The sequence below is a fragment of the Streptomyces sp. 2131.1 genome (genome assembly GCF_900105515.1).
Taxonomy (GTDB): Bacteria; Actinomycetota; Actinomycetes; order Streptomycetales; family Streptomycetaceae; genus Streptomyces; species Streptomyces drozdowiczii.
The window spans coordinates 1-15,115 of sequence record NZ_FNSY01000003.1 but is presented as its reverse complement, the minus strand read 5'-3'; the positions used below and the strand labels follow the sequence as shown (position 1 = coordinate 15,115).

20 protein-coding genes are annotated in these 15,115 nt (G+C 71.2%); 19 read left to right on the top strand and 1 reads right to left on the bottom strand.

Annotated features, from left to right (window positions below; all coding sequences use genetic code 11):
* Positions 1-73: 73 nt before the first annotated feature.
* The 19 genes from BLW14_RS33215 (at position 74) to BLW14_RS33125 (ending at position 13,880) form a co-directional block, all read left to right on the top strand.
* Positions 74-1,393, top strand: coding sequence for a DNA cytosine methyltransferase (locus tag BLW14_RS33215; protein ID WP_093711077.1), 1,320 nt, complete (start codon positions 74-76; stop codon positions 1,391-1,393).
* A 198-nt stretch (positions 1,394-1,591) separates the two neighbouring features.
* The gene (locus BLW14_RS33210) at positions 1,592-1,807 is read left to right on the top strand and encodes a hypothetical protein (protein WP_093711076.1); all 216 of its coding nucleotides are present in this window, start codon (positions 1,592-1,594) and stop codon (positions 1,805-1,807) included.
* 96 nt (positions 1,808-1,903) lie between these two features.
* The gene (locus tag BLW14_RS33205; RefSeq protein WP_093711075.1) at positions 1,904-2,152 is read left to right on the top strand and encodes a hypothetical protein; all 249 of its coding nucleotides are present in this window, start codon (positions 1,904-1,906) and stop codon (positions 2,150-2,152) included.
* Between the two features lie 8 nt (positions 2,153-2,160).
* On the top strand, positions 2,161-2,499 hold the full coding sequence (locus BLW14_RS33200) for a hypothetical protein (RefSeq protein ID WP_093711074.1): 339 nt from the start codon (positions 2,161-2,163) through the stop codon (positions 2,497-2,499).
* A gap of 261 nt (positions 2,500-2,760) precedes the next feature.
* Positions 2,761-2,958 (top strand): hypothetical protein, encoded by a 198-nt coding sequence (locus BLW14_RS33195; RefSeq protein ID WP_093711073.1) that lies wholly within the window; start codon positions 2,761-2,763, stop codon positions 2,956-2,958.
* A 451-nt stretch (positions 2,959-3,409) separates the two neighbouring features.
* A complete protein-coding gene (locus BLW14_RS33190; RefSeq protein WP_093711072.1) occupies positions 3,410-3,757 on the top strand; it encodes a hypothetical protein in 348 nt (115 codons plus the stop codon).
* A 68-nt stretch (positions 3,758-3,825) separates the two neighbouring features.
* Positions 3,826-4,167, top strand: a complete 342-nt coding sequence (locus tag BLW14_RS33185) for a hypothetical protein (RefSeq protein ID WP_093711071.1) — start codon at positions 3,826-3,828, stop codon at positions 4,165-4,167.
* A 160-nt stretch (positions 4,168-4,327) separates the two neighbouring features.
* Positions 4,328-5,161 (top strand): hypothetical protein, encoded by an 834-nt coding sequence (locus BLW14_RS33180; RefSeq protein ID WP_093711070.1) that lies wholly within the window; start codon positions 4,328-4,330, stop codon positions 5,159-5,161.
* Between the two features lie 159 nt (positions 5,162-5,320).
* Positions 5,321-5,755: a hypothetical protein gene (locus tag BLW14_RS33175; RefSeq protein WP_143052042.1), complete on the top strand. Its 435-nt coding sequence runs from the start codon at positions 5,321-5,323 to the stop codon at positions 5,753-5,755.
* Between the two features lie 85 nt (positions 5,756-5,840).
* Entirely contained in the window at positions 5,841-6,134 is a 294-nt protein-coding gene (locus tag BLW14_RS35580; RefSeq protein ID WP_256333061.1) for a hypothetical protein, read from the top strand.
* A 171-nt stretch (positions 6,135-6,305) separates the two neighbouring features.
* A complete protein-coding gene (locus BLW14_RS33165; protein WP_143052041.1) occupies positions 6,306-6,974 on the top strand; it encodes a hypothetical protein in 669 nt (222 codons plus the stop codon).
* Positions 6,975-7,071: 97 nt separating this feature from the next.
* Positions 7,072-7,419 carry an HNH endonuclease gene (locus BLW14_RS33160; protein ID WP_093711067.1) on the top strand — a complete coding sequence of 116 codons (348 nt, stop codon included), beginning with the start codon at positions 7,072-7,074 and terminating at the stop codon, positions 7,417-7,419.
* Entirely contained in the window at positions 7,416-7,838 is a 423-nt protein-coding gene (locus BLW14_RS33155; protein WP_093711066.1) for a hypothetical protein, read from the top strand. The genes BLW14_RS33160 and BLW14_RS33155 overlap by 4 nt, the downstream gene beginning before the upstream one ends.
* A 112-nt stretch (positions 7,839-7,950) precedes the next feature.
* A complete protein-coding gene (locus BLW14_RS33150) occupies positions 7,951-8,532 on the top strand; it encodes a hypothetical protein (RefSeq protein ID WP_143052040.1) in 582 nt (193 codons plus the stop codon).
* Positions 8,533-8,896: 364 nt separating this feature from the next.
* On the top strand, positions 8,897-9,517 hold the full coding sequence (locus BLW14_RS33145) for a hypothetical protein (protein ID WP_093711064.1): 621 nt from the start codon (positions 8,897-8,899) through the stop codon (positions 9,515-9,517).
* A 336-nt stretch (positions 9,518-9,853) separates the two neighbouring features.
* The gene (locus tag BLW14_RS33140) at positions 9,854-10,462 is read left to right on the top strand and encodes a hypothetical protein (protein WP_143052039.1); all 609 of its coding nucleotides are present in this window, start codon (positions 9,854-9,856) and stop codon (positions 10,460-10,462) included.
* A gap of 295 nt (positions 10,463-10,757) precedes the next feature.
* Positions 10,758-12,551 (top strand): hypothetical protein, encoded by a 1,794-nt coding sequence (locus tag BLW14_RS33135; RefSeq protein WP_093711062.1) that lies wholly within the window; start codon positions 10,758-10,760, stop codon positions 12,549-12,551.
* 49 nt (positions 12,552-12,600) lie between these two features.
* Positions 12,601-13,620, top strand: a complete 1,020-nt coding sequence (locus BLW14_RS33130; protein ID WP_093711061.1) for a hypothetical protein — start codon at positions 12,601-12,603, stop codon at positions 13,618-13,620.
* 41 nt (positions 13,621-13,661) lie between these two features.
* Positions 13,662-13,880 carry a hypothetical protein gene (locus BLW14_RS33125; RefSeq protein ID WP_093711060.1) on the top strand — a complete coding sequence of 73 codons (219 nt, stop codon included), beginning with the start codon at positions 13,662-13,664 and terminating at the stop codon, positions 13,878-13,880.
* A gap of 104 nt (positions 13,881-13,984) precedes the next feature.
* Here the strand turns inward: BLW14_RS33125 and BLW14_RS33120 are convergent.
* Positions 13,985-15,115, bottom strand: a 1,131-nt coding sequence (locus BLW14_RS33120; protein ID WP_218137714.1) for a coiled-coil domain-containing protein, incomplete at its 5' end; no start/stop codon positions are given.

Below are 15,115 nucleotides of genomic sequence, written 5' to 3'. Positions count from 1 at the left end.
CCCTTGGTGTACTATTCGGGGTGTTGGTGGAGAGCACCGCCGACGGGAACCAGCGAAGAAGAGGAAACACCAGATGAGGACCCTGCCCCCCACGGTCGCCACCGCCGTTCACATCGCGACTCTGGCCCGCCAGAACGGGCTGCCGATCCCGCCCAAGGTCCTCGCCTTCCTCGACACCGCCGCCGCCCCGTTCCCCGGCCGCTGGCTCCTCGACCCGCTGCCCGGCGACCCGATCCGCATCATCGAGCTCTTTGCCGGTCCCGGTGGTTGGTCGGAGGGTCTCGCCACCGTCCTCGGTGTCGCCGTGGACGCCGTCGGCATCGACGTCTCCAAGGACGCGTGCGCCACCGCCCGCGCCGCCGGTCACTTCCGCATCTGCGCAGACATCACCGCCCTGGACCCCGAGCACTACGCCCTGCGCCACGTTCGCGGCCTGATCGTCTCCCCGCCGTGCCCCTCGTTCTCCCCCGCCGGAAAGCACTCCGGGCAGGAACAGGCAAACATCGACGTCCTGTGCTCGGTGCTCGCCCAAACCTCCGAGGCGGGCGGCTTCCTCCCCGGCAACGAACTCGACGACCTGTGCGAGGGCTGCGACACCTGCGACGAACTCGGCTACCACGACGGGTTCGCCCCCCGCTCCGGCGCCACCTGGGACGAACTCCGCGCCCAGCTCGCCCCGCTCACCGACGCCCGTATCGGCCTCATGGCGGAACTGCTGTTCTGGGCGTTCGGCATGCAGGCCGCAGGCGCGCCGCTCCAGTTCATCGCCATGGAGCAGTCCAGCCGGCTGCCGCAGCAGATCCTCGGCGACATCCGCCGGGAGCTGCGCGGCGGCCAGCAAGAGGGCCAGTGGTACTGGAGCACCCAGGGCATCCTCGAAGCCTCCGAGTTCGGTCTCGCCTCCCGCCGCGAGCGGGTGTTCTTCCTCGCCTCCCGCCGCCTGTCGTCCCTGCCCACGCCCGGCGAGAACGTCCCCCGCACCACGATGGCGCAGGCCCTGGGCTGGAAGGAGGGCGAGCGGATCAACACCCGTGGCGTCCGCCCCATCGACCCGGCCACCGGCCGCGCCAAGGGCGGGAACGAGTTCTCCGCCGACAAGCCGTCCAACTGCCTCACCGGCAAGGCCCGCACCTGGAAGCGCGTCTCTGACGGGCTGCGCCTCACCCAGAACGAGGCCGGTCTCCTCGTCGGGTTCCGCTCCTCGTACCCGGGTCAGGGTTCCCGGACGAGCGTGTTCCAGCAGTTCGCCGACGTCGTCCCCCCGCTCATGGCGGCGCGGGTCCTCGCCCAGTTCTTCAACGTCGACGGCGAAGCGCGGGCCGCCGACTACCTGTGCCAGCTCTACCGGCTGCACGAGTACCTCGACGCCGACGACTACGACACGGTCGCCTAGCGGCCCCGGCCGGGGCGTCCTCCGCCGAGGGCGCCCCGGCTGTCCGTGCCGTCCGCTATATCAGAACCACCACATCCGAGGGAGCGAACCATGGCCAGCACCGCCAGCATCCGGGCGTACGAGGACAACGCCGGAGGGGTCTACCTGACGCGCGGGGAGGGGGGAACCGTCTAGTTCTGCGGCCCGGTCACGGCCGACATGAAGGGGCAGTTCGCCGACGACGCCCAGGCGTGGCACGAAGGCGACTGGGAGCCCGGCGAGGAGAACGGGCAGAGCCCGGGCGCCGACGTCTCCGGCCTCGCGCACATTGCCACCTGGACCCCGGCGGGCGGCGTGCAGATCGAGAAGAAGCCCCACGGGGACGCCGTCGCCGGCGGGGGCGGACAGGCGTACCTCGGGATCGACGAGGACTGACCCCCGCCGCCCCCTGGCCCCCGCCCCTCACCGGCGGGGGCCGTCCTCGTTCCCGGCCCCTGTCACAGCCCGGGGCCGCCCGACGTTCCCCCCGACATGAGTAACCAGACGCCCCTCTCGGGCCTCGACATCGGTCGCCAGCTCCGGGAGACCGCCACCCCGTTTCAGCGCTTCCACGCGCTCTGTGTGGGCGACCAGTTCCGGGAGGCCGCCGCCGCGTTCCGTCTCCTCGCCGCGCGGCTCGATGAAGGCCAGCGCGCGCCGTACTGGGTGGCTCAGGCACCCCGCCGCCACGGCCGGGCCCATGGCACGCCCCGCCGCCGCTCGACGGCCCGCCGCTCATGAGCGGCCCCGTGTACGACTTTCCCTTCATCAACCCGTTCGGGGCGTTCGTCGTCCTGACCGCCACGGTCACCGTGAACGGCGCCGAGGTCACCGTCCAGCAGCAGATAGACCGCGCCGCCTGGCGGTGCATTGAGGCTGACCCGCAGGCCCGCGCCGGATACGAGCGGTCCCTGCGCAACCACCTTGCCGCCGCCCTTGCGGACCGCCTCCAGCCGACCATCACCGTGTACGAGCCGGTACACCTGAGCGAAGCGGTGTCCGACGCCCTGGTGCGCGCCGACGCTGCGATGCGCGAGGAGCCGGAGCCGGAGCACTGTCGATCGCTCGAACTGGGCCCCAAAGGCTGAACGGGCTTCACCCGGCGGTCGGGCGCCTCGATACGGGCCCGGAGAGGCCCGTACGCGGCCCGTCGGCCGAATCCCGCCCGCCGGTACCCGCAACCGCGAGATCGTTGCCCCAGCGCCCACCTGTCCGTTCGAGATCGGAGACCTCGACCGGATCGCCGGAGAGAATCCGCTCCGGTAGTCCTGTCCCACCGGGGGCGAGCCCGCGTAAGGGGTACAGGGCGGCCCGCACGGGGCAGGCCCCAGCTCGAAAGGCCAACTCCCGTGGACTCCGTACGCACCTACCTGGTGATCAACTCCGGCGCGCTGTTCGGCGGCCGCCGCGTCACCTTCACCAGTCCGGCCCCGGCCGGCTCCGTCGTCCAGCTCAAGGTCGACGGCCGCCCCGTCCGCGCGCTGCTCACCGACACTCCGCTGAACGGTGGTCTCCTCGCGGCGGAGCTCCAGATCACCTACCTGTAGCCGAACGCTTCTGCGGCCCCGTACGCGGCCGACGGTGCGGCGCCTGCGGCATTCCACCCTGGCGCCGCCCGTCGGCCGCCCTGGACGGCTCCAAGCCGCTCCGGTGCGCCACCCGCAACCCGGGCTGTGGCCACTGATACGCGCAAACTGTGACGGTCGTGTCCCCGCGAAGGTCCGCCTCGACCTGGTAGCGAACCGTGCCGTCCGCCCAGTCCTGCCGTGCGATCACCGGCGCGTACCGCCATCGGCCCGCGGACCACACCTTGAGCGCCGGACGGTCGCTCCGCGGCCATGTCCACACAACGGGGGGCGGCCCGTCCTCGGCCCCGTGGGGGCGGGCCCGCTCCGGTTCGGGAATCGTGCTCATCCCTCGACTGTAGGCAGCGCGCGACGCAAGGCGCTTCCGGCCTCCACGATCCGCGGCCTCACCACTCGTCTGGAAGGCCACGTCGTGACCAAGTTCCTCATGACCGACGACCGCACGTCCCGCCTGGTCGTCTCCGCCCGCGTCGTTGCTCTCGTGCTGGGCCTGGTCGTGCTGCTCGCACTCCTCGTCACCGATGGCGACCACGACGGCAGCTCCCGCCGCTGCCCCGGGCACGCCGTCGGCACCGTGGACCCCGTGACGTGCCTGCCGTACGGCCCCGCGGGCGCGCCGCACGCTGGTACCAACCATGCCGGGAGTGGCCCGAGCACTGCGCGCAGGCCGGCCGTCCGGCCGAAGGCCCCGGCCGCGAAGGTTCCCGCGGCACCGAAAGCCCCGGCCGCGCCGCCCCGCATCGCGCCGCCGCGGCGGTGAGCACGCGACACAAGCGGTGTCGGTCCGACACGGTCCGCTCGTCCAGTCCCCGTACCGAAGGAACGCCCGTGTCCGACCTTGTCCCCTGCCCGAAGCCCGCCCCCTGCCCCCGTGCGACGCGCTGCCTGCGCTGCTCGCGTCTGCTGCGCGTGATGATCGTCTGCTGGGGTTTCGCCCTGGCCCTGGGCGTCGCCGCGCTCGCCGTCGTCATCGTGCAGGGCCCCGACTCCTCAAGCGAGCCGAAGCCCGCCCCGTCGACCCAGGCGCCCGAGGACCCCACGCCGAGCACCACCCCGGCACCCAGCGAACCGCCGCAGCCGACGCCGACCGCGCCGATGACGCCGGACCCGGACGGCTGCAACATCTTCGACCCCGAGTGCTCGAGCGGCATCGGTGGCGCCGACGCCTGACCCCGTACGACGCTGCGCCCCGGCCGGACGACTCCCCGGCCGGGGCGCAGCGCGTCCTGGAGGTCACCTCTGCATCGCATCGCCCCACGTCAGGAGCGGCTCTGCCACCGGCCAGCCCAGCGGGCGACGCAACCCTCTGCGGCCCCTACGGTCCACGCCCATGACGTACATCCCGCTCACCCGCTGCGCCGCGCTCGCCTCCCAGGCCCGGACCGCCAACCGCCCGCACCGCATCGTGCAGCCGGCCGCGGAGTCGGCGGAGCTCGCCCACCGGCTGCTCAACCTTCCGGTTGACCAGCGGGCCACCCACGTCGCCGCCCTGGACGACGCCGTCCTCCTGGACGTGCTGGTCGCCCTCGATCAGCACACCGGCAGCGCGTACGAGCTGTGGCGGGATACCCCGAGCGGGTTCGCCGTCGACGTCCTCGGCCTGGCGCTCGACGAGGAGCTGCGCGCCGCCCTGGACGCCGTCGCCGACCCGGACGCCCGCCGGATCGCCGCCCGCCTCCCGGGCATCGACAATCACACTGCGGCCGCCGTGCTTGTCGCGTGGACGGCCCTGGTGTCGTGCCCCCGCCCGTTCGGCGAGGGCCCCCGCGTCGCCGTCTCCATCGCCCCGTACCGATCGACGTCGGCGAGCGTGTGGCGCATCCTTGCCCGGTTCATCGACAACGCGTGCCTGCCTGGCCGCCTGGACCTCCGGCGGGGCGGCTGGTGGGCCGACGACCTCGAGGGCCCGCAGCGCATCATGGCGTTCGCCGCGTGGAACACCACCCCGCACAGCGTGGGCGGACTCCACCAGTACGTCGCTGTCGTCGCCGACGCGGACCGGATCGCCGATCCGGACATGCGCGCCACCATGACGTTCCTGGCCGATAACGCGTACGGCCCGAGCCGCCTGGTCGCCCTGGGCGGCACGGCCGACGAGCCGGAGGAGTGGTTCTCGCTGTACGCGTCGTGTGACCAGGTCACGGCCCCCGCCGCCGCGCAGTGACCACCCAGTAACCACGGAGCGGACACAAGTCCTCCACAACGTGCAGGGTGCGCTCCTTGCCCGAGGCACGGCCCGCGGCCGCCGTCTGGTGGCCCCGCGCCCTGGGCGGAAGGGAGCAGCGTGCAGCCGCACGTCATGAAGGCCATGCACGATTGGAGGATGTCCTGGGACAACCAGCAGTTCGCCGCGCAAGAGGCGTTCACCGCGGCGTTCCCCGCCCTGACCCCCGCAGAAAAGTGCCATTGCTTCGGCCCCACCCTGCGCTGGAAGCAGCCCGGGGAGGGCGAGGGCAAGGTGTGCCTCGATGACCACGGGCGCGCCACAGTCGAGTTCGAGCGCGTCCCCAAGGCCGCCGTCGGCCACGCCATGAAGGAGACGTGGGGCGCGAACTGGTTCGACGAGGGCCCCGGCGGGTTCACCGAGGCTGAGCCAGGCAGCTACCACTACGAGGACGAGCAGTCGTACGCGGAGTACGAGTTCGACGTCCACGCGGATGGGACCGTCACCTTCGGGATCTCCTACGTGAAGATCGACGACATCGTGACGATCCTCAACGAGCTCGAGCAGGCGCTCGCCGAGCACCGCGCGGCCTGACCCCCGGGCAGGAAGAGAGGTGACGTGACGCGGCTTCCGGGCCCGTTCCGCGTCACGTCACCTCACCGCCGCTACGGTGTCAACCGTGACATTTGACGTGTTCAAGGACTCGGCCGGCATCGTCGCCATTCACCACGGCGTGGAGCAGTTGATCGGTGGCAAGACCGAAGAGACGGCGACCGCCAACCTGTACGCGTACCTGAGCAAAGCCAAGGACGCCCCAGGGACGTACCTGTTCTACGCCGATACCCCCCGCACCGAGATTGAGCAGGCGTTGGCCGAGATTGCCGAGTACGCGCACGAGCGCGGCTGGGATCTCGCCCGCACCGACCCGCCGGAGTTCATCGGAGGCGATCCCATGCCGCCGTCCGGCTCGTAACTGTCGGCGGGGCGCGCGGCGCAGGGAACGGAGAACGTGGCGCGCACATTGTGGGAGGCGTAGTCGGGCAGCGTTTTCGAGGCGAAGCACCTGCATCCCGTCCGCGGCCCTCGGTAGGCTCTGCTTCGGAGACCTCGTCGGACTCCCCTCTTGGGCCCCGCAGTGGCGGGGATGCAGCCCCCTCCGACCGGGCTGATCGCGCGCGCCCGGGACCTCGGCCGCGCCCATCCCGCCGCCGATGAGGAGAACCCCTCGATGCCCACCCCTACGCACGTCCTAGCCGCGCCCGTCGAAGAGGGCGGTGAGCTCGTCTTCGCGCATTCCCTCGATAGCGGGATCCGCGTCTGGATGCGTGGCCTGACCCGCGTCATCGACGAGCGGCCGCGCCCCCAGGGTGTTGCCGCGCCGCTGTACGGCGGCACCATCCGCGACCTGGAGCCCCTGCGGGACTTCGTGGCCGACTTCGTCGAGCACGCCGTCGACGACCCGGCCGGTTCCCTGTCTCCGGGCCGGATCCGGGACACGCGGGCCATCGTCGCGCGGACCGCATCCGACAGCCTCTCCAGCCGCATGCACTTCTCGTACCGCGCCATGTCGCCGCTGCACACCATCGGCCCGTGGGACGGCGCCGCGGCCGAGCTGCTCCTCAGCCGCGTGCGGGGCCTGCAGCAGCGGCACATCGGGTTCTTCGTCACCGGTCTGCCCGAGCTCCCCGCCGACGCCGTCCCGGACACCCAGGCCACCGCTGTCATCAGCCGGGAGCGGGCCGAGTACCTCGCCGAGTACCTGGAGGCTCCGGCCGGTCAGGTCCTCCACCACCTCGGGCACGCCGCGACGTAAGCCGCGGCCGCCGTCCACTCTCCCCGCCTCGCCCCGGGCGCCCACCAGGACCGTGAACGATCGGTCCGGCGCCGGGGCAGGCGAGGAGACCAGTGCTGTGGCACGACGACGGACCGGCCCCACCGACCTGGTGAAGGCGATCGTCCACGACCGCGACGGCGGCGCCTGCGTGCGCTGCGGAACGCGGGACCACCTCACGATCCACCACCGCGTGAACCGCGGCATGGGCGGCGCCCGGGAGGAGTGGATCAACCAGGCCCACAACTTGCTCCTCGTGTGCACCGTCTGCAACGGCTGGTTCGAGGACAACCCCAGGGAGTCGTACGAGGCCGGGTGGAAGGTCCGCCGGCCGCAGCTCCCCAACGAGGTCCTGGTGCGCTACCCGGACGGCAGCGAGTACCGGCTGACGCCGGACGGTGTCCGCGCGATGGCGGTGTCCCGATGATCGCCCCCGACCACACCCGCGCGTTCCCTCTGACCTCCCGGTTGTACTTCGCCGGGTGGCGCAGCAAGTACCTCCTGCGCGCGAAGGCCATCCGCTGCCAGGTCGACGGCCCCGCCAGGATCATCGGCTTCGCCGCCTCGCTCCTCGGGTTCACCGTCGCCCTCGGCGCGTTCTCCGGCTGCTGCCACACCACACGCGGCTGGTACCGCGACTTCGGCCACCGCTTCGGCCGGTACACGATCGGCGGCTGGCGAACCATCCGGCCCGTGCCGGTGTCGACCGGCTGGGCGTTCGGCGGCAACGGCAGCCGCGTCGGCTTCACCGTTACGGTCGCCTCCCGCACGCTGATGTTCGCCAAGCTCGCCACGCGCGCCCAGGTGATCGCCCACCGCGAGCACCACGGCGAGGCCGCCCGATGAGGCCCCGCAAGCGCGCCGACCGCGCCCGCCGCTCGCCTCTGGACTGGGTCGCCGCTGTGGTCGAAGGCATCTTCGACGGCATCGCCGACTTTCTGTGCACCTGGGGGCGGCGATGAGACGCCAACGTCAGTGCACCACCTGGTCCTGCTTCGCCGTCGACGTCCAGTGCCAGCGCCTGGCCAAGCACGAGGGCCCGCACGGCGCTTCCCCGACTCCCACGTACGACCGGCATTGGTCCTGGACCGACGAGGACCCCGACGTCATCGAGGTGCTCCCCGGCACCGTGTGGTTCCACCGCCCGAAGCGCGCTCCGCGAGGGAAGACCGCCCGGGCCGTCGCCTGGTGGGTGGCCCTGGACGGGCCGATCGCCTTCCTCCTGTGGCTGTACTCGTCCCCGGTTTCGGCCGTCGTGTTCGTCGCCCTGGAGTTGCTGATCAGGGTTCGCCGGCCGCGGTTCGTCGACCTGGGCCGGTTCACCGCCGGGGTGTGGCCGGTGACGCCCGCGGCGCCGCCCCTGCTTTTCGGTGTGGCCTGGGCGACGCACGGCGAGGGCCGGAACGCGAAGATCGCAGGCCTCGAGGTCATCCTCGGCCCCGTTGTCGTCGGGGCGTTCTCTCTCGTGCCGCGCAGTGAGTGGCCTGCGTACAAGCGCTCGCAAGCCGCCTTCAAGGCCCTGCGGAAGGAGCGCCGCTGATGGCCCGTGTCACGCTGCAGCGCCGTATCCGGGCGCCGCGCTACCTGCGCCTGGGGCCGTTTCGGCTGTGGACCGCTCCGATCTCTCAGGGCCCGAACCTCGGCTTCGGACGGATCGCGACGACTGACACCCCGAACCCAGCTTCGGGGCAGACGGTCGTGAACGACGGTGCCGGCTACGTACTTGTCCTGGCCGGCCGGGCGTTCGCTTTCCTCCGATGCAGGTCAGTGCCCGTGTCGCGTCCGCTTCCCTGACAACCACATTTCCCTTGGTGTACTATTCCCGTCGTTGCGGCGGCATGGGGTTGCCCCAGTCGCCGCGCCGGCGCACAACTCGCGCCACAGTTGGACGGAGAACAGCCACCATGCCCAAGGCTGGTAAGACGTACGGCCCGCGCATCCCGGCCCCGAACTACGCCCAGATCAAAAAGGACTCCAAGGACGAGGTCCTCAAGAAGCTGGGCCTTGAGCGTCCAGAGGACGCAGTCCACGTTCGCCCCGAGGACCTGATCGTGAAGGCCGCCGGCATCGTCGCCCAGGCCGACGCCGAGATCGCACTGCACCTCGACGAGCGGGACCAGGCGCTCGCCCACCTGTGGTTCTACGAGCAGCGTCTCGGCCTGGCCGCGACCGTCGGCCTGGGGAACATGGGCTACCGGCAGGCGCTCGCCACGGTGATGTTCGGCAACAAGAAGCACGTCCACGAGCTGCCGACCGGCAACGGCGAGGAGCTCATCCAGGCCGCCGAGGCCGCAGGCATTGAGCGAGTCGAGGGCGCCGAGGAGAAGCTCCTCGAGGCCGCCCCGATCGTCTTCGCGGCACGGGCCCGCCGTGACCTCGCGGTGCGCTTCATGCAGGAGGCAGTGTTCGCCCTGTCGGAGCAGCCCTACGGCTGGAAGCCCGAGAAGATCGCCGAGCACGCCGACGTCGAGCGGAACCTGATCTACAAGCAGCGCGCCGCGGCCCGCCGTCGACGAGGCCTGTAGCGCCACCGGTTCCACCACGGCCGGCCCCAGCATCATCGGGGCCGGCCTTCTTGTTGCATCTGACCTGGTCACACCGGGGACCGGTTTTCGGTCCCCGGTCACCGGAGACCGTTTTCCGGTCGCCGGTTTATGGGGCGCCGTAGAACCGGGCGCCCGAGGACTGGGCCCCTTTAGTAAGAAGATCAAGTACCACCATCAAGTAGTTCCGATGCCTTCGCTTCGCTCAGGCATCGGCGCGTATCGGGGCCTCTTAGCGATCGAGCGCCGACAAGCGCAGCAGCAGGGGATGGGGCAGGGGGGTGTCACAGAATTCGACCGCCTGGCGTTACCCCCTGCATGACGACAGTGAAGCCCCGGCGCACCCTGCTCCCGCCGAACCTCACCCGCAACCACTACGAGGTGAAACGCCTCATCGCCGAGGGGGAGGGCCGGGCGCTCCCGCACTGGTACCAGCTCACCGCCGAGCAGCAGAAGGCCGAAGACCTCGAGGTCGAACGGTTCCGGCGGGCCATACTCCGGTCCGAGGAGGAGCAGGACCTCGTTGCGAGCTTCAACGCCCCGGCCGCCGAGCAGCCGACCGGCGAGCAGCCGACGGCCGCCGACGAGGCCGCGCCCTGCGACTGCCCCGGCTGCTCCACCCTCCGCGCCCTGAGCGAGCTCACCCGGCAGGTAAAGCGGCTGAAGCTCACCCTCGGCTGGGACGGCGACAGCAGCGGCCAGGGCGCCACCGTGTACGCCTTCAAGCCCGTCCCCCTCACCGCCGAGGAGCGTGCCGCCCTGCAGAAGCGCATCGCGGCGAACCTCGCCCAGTGGGCGGCCGAGAATCCGCTGACCGGCATCCGGCCCTTGCCCGCGGAAAGCTTCACCCTGTCCTGGTCCGACCTGGAGCGCTGGGTCATGCGCACGCAGGCGGCCGCCCCGCGGGTCTTCATCGGCGACCTGTAACAGGATTCGTCCCCGCGACGTATTACAGGGTGCGGCTGGCCCTCCGACCCCGAGATTCTCCTGGGGAAGGCACTCCGGCCACACCCTTTGAAGACCGGGGGCGCCCCTGCTCCACCTCCCCGGAGCGGGGCCGCCCTCGGCACAGACTTCCGGCACGGGTCGCTACCTGGAAGGGTGGAGGTGATCAGTTCGGTTCATTTGGTCCGTGCCGGACCACGCGGCTTGGCCGGCAGCCTGGGCATGGGCTCCGGCCAGGCCGCGACACTAGATCCCCCCGGGCGGCACCTTCCCGCCCATGTCCCGCATGCAGCCCCCGCCCACGAACTTGCGCGTCGCCCCCGAACGCGAGGAGCTGCGGCGCGCACGGAAGCCCGGTGTCATCTCCCGCGACGCTTCCAACGTTGCCGACATCCTGCTGCGCGCCCCCGTCTCGGCACGACGGCACGCCTTCAAGCACGACATCAGCGCCCGCGAGCGGCCGTACGTCATGCGGGAAGTCGAACGGGCCACCGGCTCCATGTACGGGCTCTGGCACGACACGCCCTCCGGCTTCATCGAGGACGTCCTCGGCGAAAGCATCTGGTCCCGCCAGCGCGAGATCGTCGACGCCATCCCGTTCAACAAGCGCATCGCTGTCCCCGCCGGATTTGGCGTCGGTAAAACTTGGATTGCGGGTAGAGCCGTTGCCTGGGCCGGGGCCGTCAACGCACCCGGAACCATGGTCATCGTCACCACGGCGACCAGGTTCCGGCAGGTCCGGAACCAGCTGTGGCCGCACATCCGGAAGACCGTCGCCCGGGCAGGCCTGCCCGGCTACTGCGACACCACCCAGTGGAAAATGCCTGATCAGTGGGGCAATGACGTCATTGTGGCGTACGGCTTCACCGCGCCCGAGAACGACGAAGCGGCCATGCAGGGCATCCACGGCACGCCCAAGCTGCTCATCATCGTTGACGAGGCCGGCGGTATCGCCCGAACCATCGGCAACGGCACGAACAACCTGCTCACCGGTGACGCCCGGATGCTGGCCATCGGCAACCCAGCGATGGACGACCCCAGGTCCTGGTTCGAGGGCTTGTGCGAGGAGGGCGAGGATCCGGAGGAGCGCGGCACCGTCACCATCCCGATCGCCACGTTCGTGTCCCCGGCGATCACCGGGGAGCGCGTCCCCTACTGCAACGACTGCCCGGACGGCGTCCCGCCGCACTCCCTGGCCATCCACCTCCCCGACCAGGAATGGGTGGACCGGACGATCCGCGAGTACGGGCCCGATCACCCGTACGTCATCGCGAAGGTGCACGCCAAGTTCCCCAAGGGCGGAGGCGGTCTCACCATCCCCGTGACCTGGGTCGAGGCCGCGCAGACCAGCGACGACCCGACCGGGCCCGGATGGCGCCGGCTGTGCGACCTCGGCATCGAGACGGAGACCGCCACCCATACGGTGAAGGACGGCGCCTGGGTCCGCCTTGGCGTCGACGTCGCCGCGGACGGTGGCGATGAGTTCGTCATTTCGCGCATCGTCGGCGACGTCATCGAGACCCGCTACTGCTCCTCCGGCACCATCAACGACGACCAGGTCCTCCTCGCCGAGAAGGTCCTCGAGGAGATCAAGGCCGCGCAGCTCGTCGCCAACGCCATCGGCTCCCCGCACGCCGTTCGCGTCAAGGTCGACCAGAACGGCATCGGCCACGGCGTGACCAGCATGCTCAAGCGCTGGGAGAAGACCGGCCGCCACCAGGCGCAGATCGTCGGCGTCATGGTGTCCGAGTCCCCCGAACAGGACGACCCGGGCGCCCAGATGCGGCCGTACCGCAAACGCGACGAGATGTGGCTCGCTACCCGTGGCCTGCTGCAGCCGGACCCCTCGACCGGCCTGGGCCGACTCCGCCTCCGCGTCGACCGGCAGACCGGCATCCAGCTCTCCACCCCGCGCCTCGGCTCCAACGCGGCCGGATACAGCGTCGTCGAGTCGAAGAAGGCGATGAAGCAGCGCGGCATGAAGTCCCCCGACCGCGCCGACGCGGCCCTGCTCACCGTGTACGAGCCGGAGCCGATCAACCCGCCGCGCCGCCGCGGCCTGCTCAATTAGTACGAGGAAGGTGCATCCACGGGCGCCCGGAGCGTGCAAACTCTGTGCCATGACCTTGACGACCGCCCGCCCCCTCAGCGCCAGCGGCGACCCCGTGACGCACGCGGTCGCCCTCCAAGCCGTGCCCAGCCCCGCCCCGGCCCTCCGCCAGCTCGAACGGATCCTCGACACGTTCCGCACCGTCAACCGCGGCAACAAGGACGTCGTCTCGGACTCCCGCATGCAGCAGCTTGAGTGGGTCGCGGGCGAGCTCGCCCTGGCGCTCCCCCTCGGCCTGACCGAGAGCGCCGGCGATTCCCTCGCCAACCTCCTCGCCCCCGAGGCCGTGCACGCGTACCTGCTGTACGGGCGGGGCGGCCACCTGCGCAGCGCGCCGATAGTGGCCACCGACCCGACCAGCTACGACACCTCCGAGCGGATCCGGATCTTCTGCCTCGAGCGGATCGCCGAGCAGGCTCGGCTCCCCTTCGAGGCCCCCGACCTCCCCCCGTGGCGCCTGCGCCCGACCGTCTCCCCCCGCATGGCCAACCTGATCACCGGCCACCTCGAGACCGAAGCCGCCCAGTGGACGGACGTCGACCGGCCCGACGTCATCGTCCGCGGCCTGGCCATGTGGGGCGTCATGCGCGACGTCTGGCCCCGCCTCGCCGAGCTGGAGTCCATGCTCCTCGAAGACCTCACGTTCATCAGCGATACCCCGCGCACCCTCACCCTGATCCGCCAGCCCCAAGGAGGCCTCCGCGGGAAGATGCCCGAGCCGGAGACCTGGGAGCTCAGCGAGGACACCCGCGCCCGGTTGAATGACTGGATCATCCGCCGCTCCAGGCTGACCAGTCGGCTACAGGGCGGCGTGCCGCGGCAACTGTGGCTGTCCGCCCCGCCGAACCCCGACGCCGGCATTCCGATCCTCCGGCGCGGCATCAGCAAGTGGTACAAGAAGGTCGCCGACGCCGTGCAAAAGGAGCAGGACCAGCAGGGCGTCGAGGAGACCGACCTGGTCCCCACCAGGTGGGAAACGATGCGCCGCACTCTCCTCGCGCAGCACCAGGCCGAGGAGAGCACCACCTAGACGGCCCCTGGCGGCCCCCAGGGCGCTGGTACGGTCCCCGCATGGACGTCGACCAGGCCCGTGCCCTCACAGCGCCGCTCACGGCCGCCGAGCGGAAGCAGGTGAAGCTCGCCGCGGCCGCCGCGGGCAAGACCGCCGAGGAGTACCTGCGCGACGGGATCACCACTGCGGGCGACCCGTTCGCGGCCGCCCTCGAACGGGCCGCCGCCACCATCGCCGGTCGCGGCGACGAGGACCGGCACGACTACGCCACGGACTGACCGGGCGCACAGAAGGGCCCGGTACCGACGGGGGTTGCGGTACCGGGCCCTTCTGTGACCACCGTACGCCGCGGCGCCGGGTGGAAGCCGGTGTTCCAGCCGAACTACTCCGGAGCTCCGTCCTGCGCCTCCTGGGCGTGCAGTCCGTTCTCGGCCGTCCGCGCACGGTCCTCCGCGGCGCGCAGCTTGTCTTTCAAGGCGTTCAGCTCGCCGCGCAACCCCTCGATCTGGCTCTCCCGCTTCTCGAGCTTGTCGTTCGTCCGACCGAGCTCGGCCTGCAACCCGGCCTGGACCGTCTCGGCCGCACCCTTTGCCGCCTGCACCATGCCCTCGGCGTCCCGCAGCGCCTGCCGGCCGTTCTCCTCGGCCGTGGCGGCGCGTGCCTCCGCGGCCGAGGCCTTCTCGTTGGCCTCCTCGATCTTGGCCGCTGCGGTGGCCTGCGCCTCCGCGAGCGTTGTGGTCATCTCCGCGACCTGGCGCTCCGCCTTGACCCGGGCCTCCCCCGCGGCGTTCTCCGCGTTGAGGACCTCCTTGGCGGCGCGCTCCCGGATCGCGGAAATCTCGTCGGCTGCGGCCTGGCGAGCGGCGTTGACCTGCGTCTCGGCCGTCTCCCGCGCCTCCTGGACCAGGCGCTCGGCTTCCTGCCGCTTCTCCTCCTGGAGGTTGCGCGCCTCCTGGATGTCGTGCTGGGCCTCCGCAGTGATCCGCTCGGTGTCCTCCTCGAACTGGGCGCGGGCCGCCTCGAGCTCCTTCTGCATCTGCTCCGCGGCCTGGTTGGCGGCATCCTTCTCCTCCTCGGCCGCCACCTTCGCATTCACCGCGGCGATTCTGGCGGTGCGCTCGGTGTCCGCGCGGGCCTGCGCCGTTGCGACCCGGGTGTTGGCCTGGCTCTCCACGGCCATCACCTGGGCCTCGGCCGCCTCCGGGTCGCTGACCGTCTCCAGCAGACTGACGTAGCGCTCGAGAGACTCGGGGAGCTGCTTGAGCAGACGGACGATGTCCTCACGGACGTTGACCGCGTCGGCCGCAGAGTCCGTGACCGGCTTGTCGGTCTCCGGCTCCTCTGCGGCGCCGGCCTGCCTCGCCTGTTTCGCCGCGGCGCTCCGCTCATACCGCCACTTCGCGCCCCCGTTGTGGTCCTCACGCTCACAGAACTTCGGCGCCGGCCCGGGTGTTATCTCGGGTGCGAAATGGGCGTCAGGCATGTGAGGCAAGTAGCTCCCGTGACCCGTGCC

Coding starts and splice junctions, on each gene's coding strand:
- BLW14_RS33215 (WP_093711077.1), top strand. CDS start 74: ATGAGGACCCTGCCCCCCACGGTCGCCACCGCCGTTCACATCGCGACT.
- BLW14_RS33210 (WP_093711076.1), top strand. CDS start 1,592: ATGAAGGGGCAGTTCGCCGACGACGCCCAGGCGTGGCACGAAGGCGAC.
- BLW14_RS33205 (WP_093711075.1), top strand. CDS start 1,904: ATGAGTAACCAGACGCCCCTCTCGGGCCTCGACATCGGTCGCCAGCTC.
- BLW14_RS33180 (WP_093711070.1), top strand. CDS start 4,328: ATGACGTACATCCCGCTCACCCGCTGCGCCGCGCTCGCCTCCCAGGCC.
- BLW14_RS33175 (WP_143052042.1), top strand. CDS start 5,321: ATGTCCTGGGACAACCAGCAGTTCGCCGCGCAAGAGGCGTTCACCGCG.
- BLW14_RS33165 (WP_143052041.1), top strand. CDS start 6,306: ATGCAGCCCCCTCCGACCGGGCTGATCGCGCGCGCCCGGGACCTCGGC.
- BLW14_RS33155 (WP_093711066.1), top strand. CDS start 7,416: ATGATCGCCCCCGACCACACCCGCGCGTTCCCTCTGACCTCCCGGTTG.
- BLW14_RS33150 (WP_143052040.1), top strand. CDS start 7,951: ATGAGACGCCAACGTCAGTGCACCACCTGGTCCTGCTTCGCCGTCGAC.
- BLW14_RS33145 (WP_093711064.1), top strand. CDS start 8,897: ATGCCCAAGGCTGGTAAGACGTACGGCCCGCGCATCCCGGCCCCGAAC.
- BLW14_RS33140 (WP_143052039.1), top strand. CDS start 9,854: ATGACGACAGTGAAGCCCCGGCGCACCCTGCTCCCGCCGAACCTCACC.
- BLW14_RS33135 (WP_093711062.1), top strand. CDS start 10,758: ATGTCCCGCATGCAGCCCCCGCCCACGAACTTGCGCGTCGCCCCCGAA.
- BLW14_RS33130 (WP_093711061.1), top strand. CDS start 12,601: ATGACCTTGACGACCGCCCGCCCCCTCAGCGCCAGCGGCGACCCCGTG.
- BLW14_RS33125 (WP_093711060.1), top strand. CDS start 13,662: ATGGACGTCGACCAGGCCCGTGCCCTCACAGCGCCGCTCACGGCCGCC.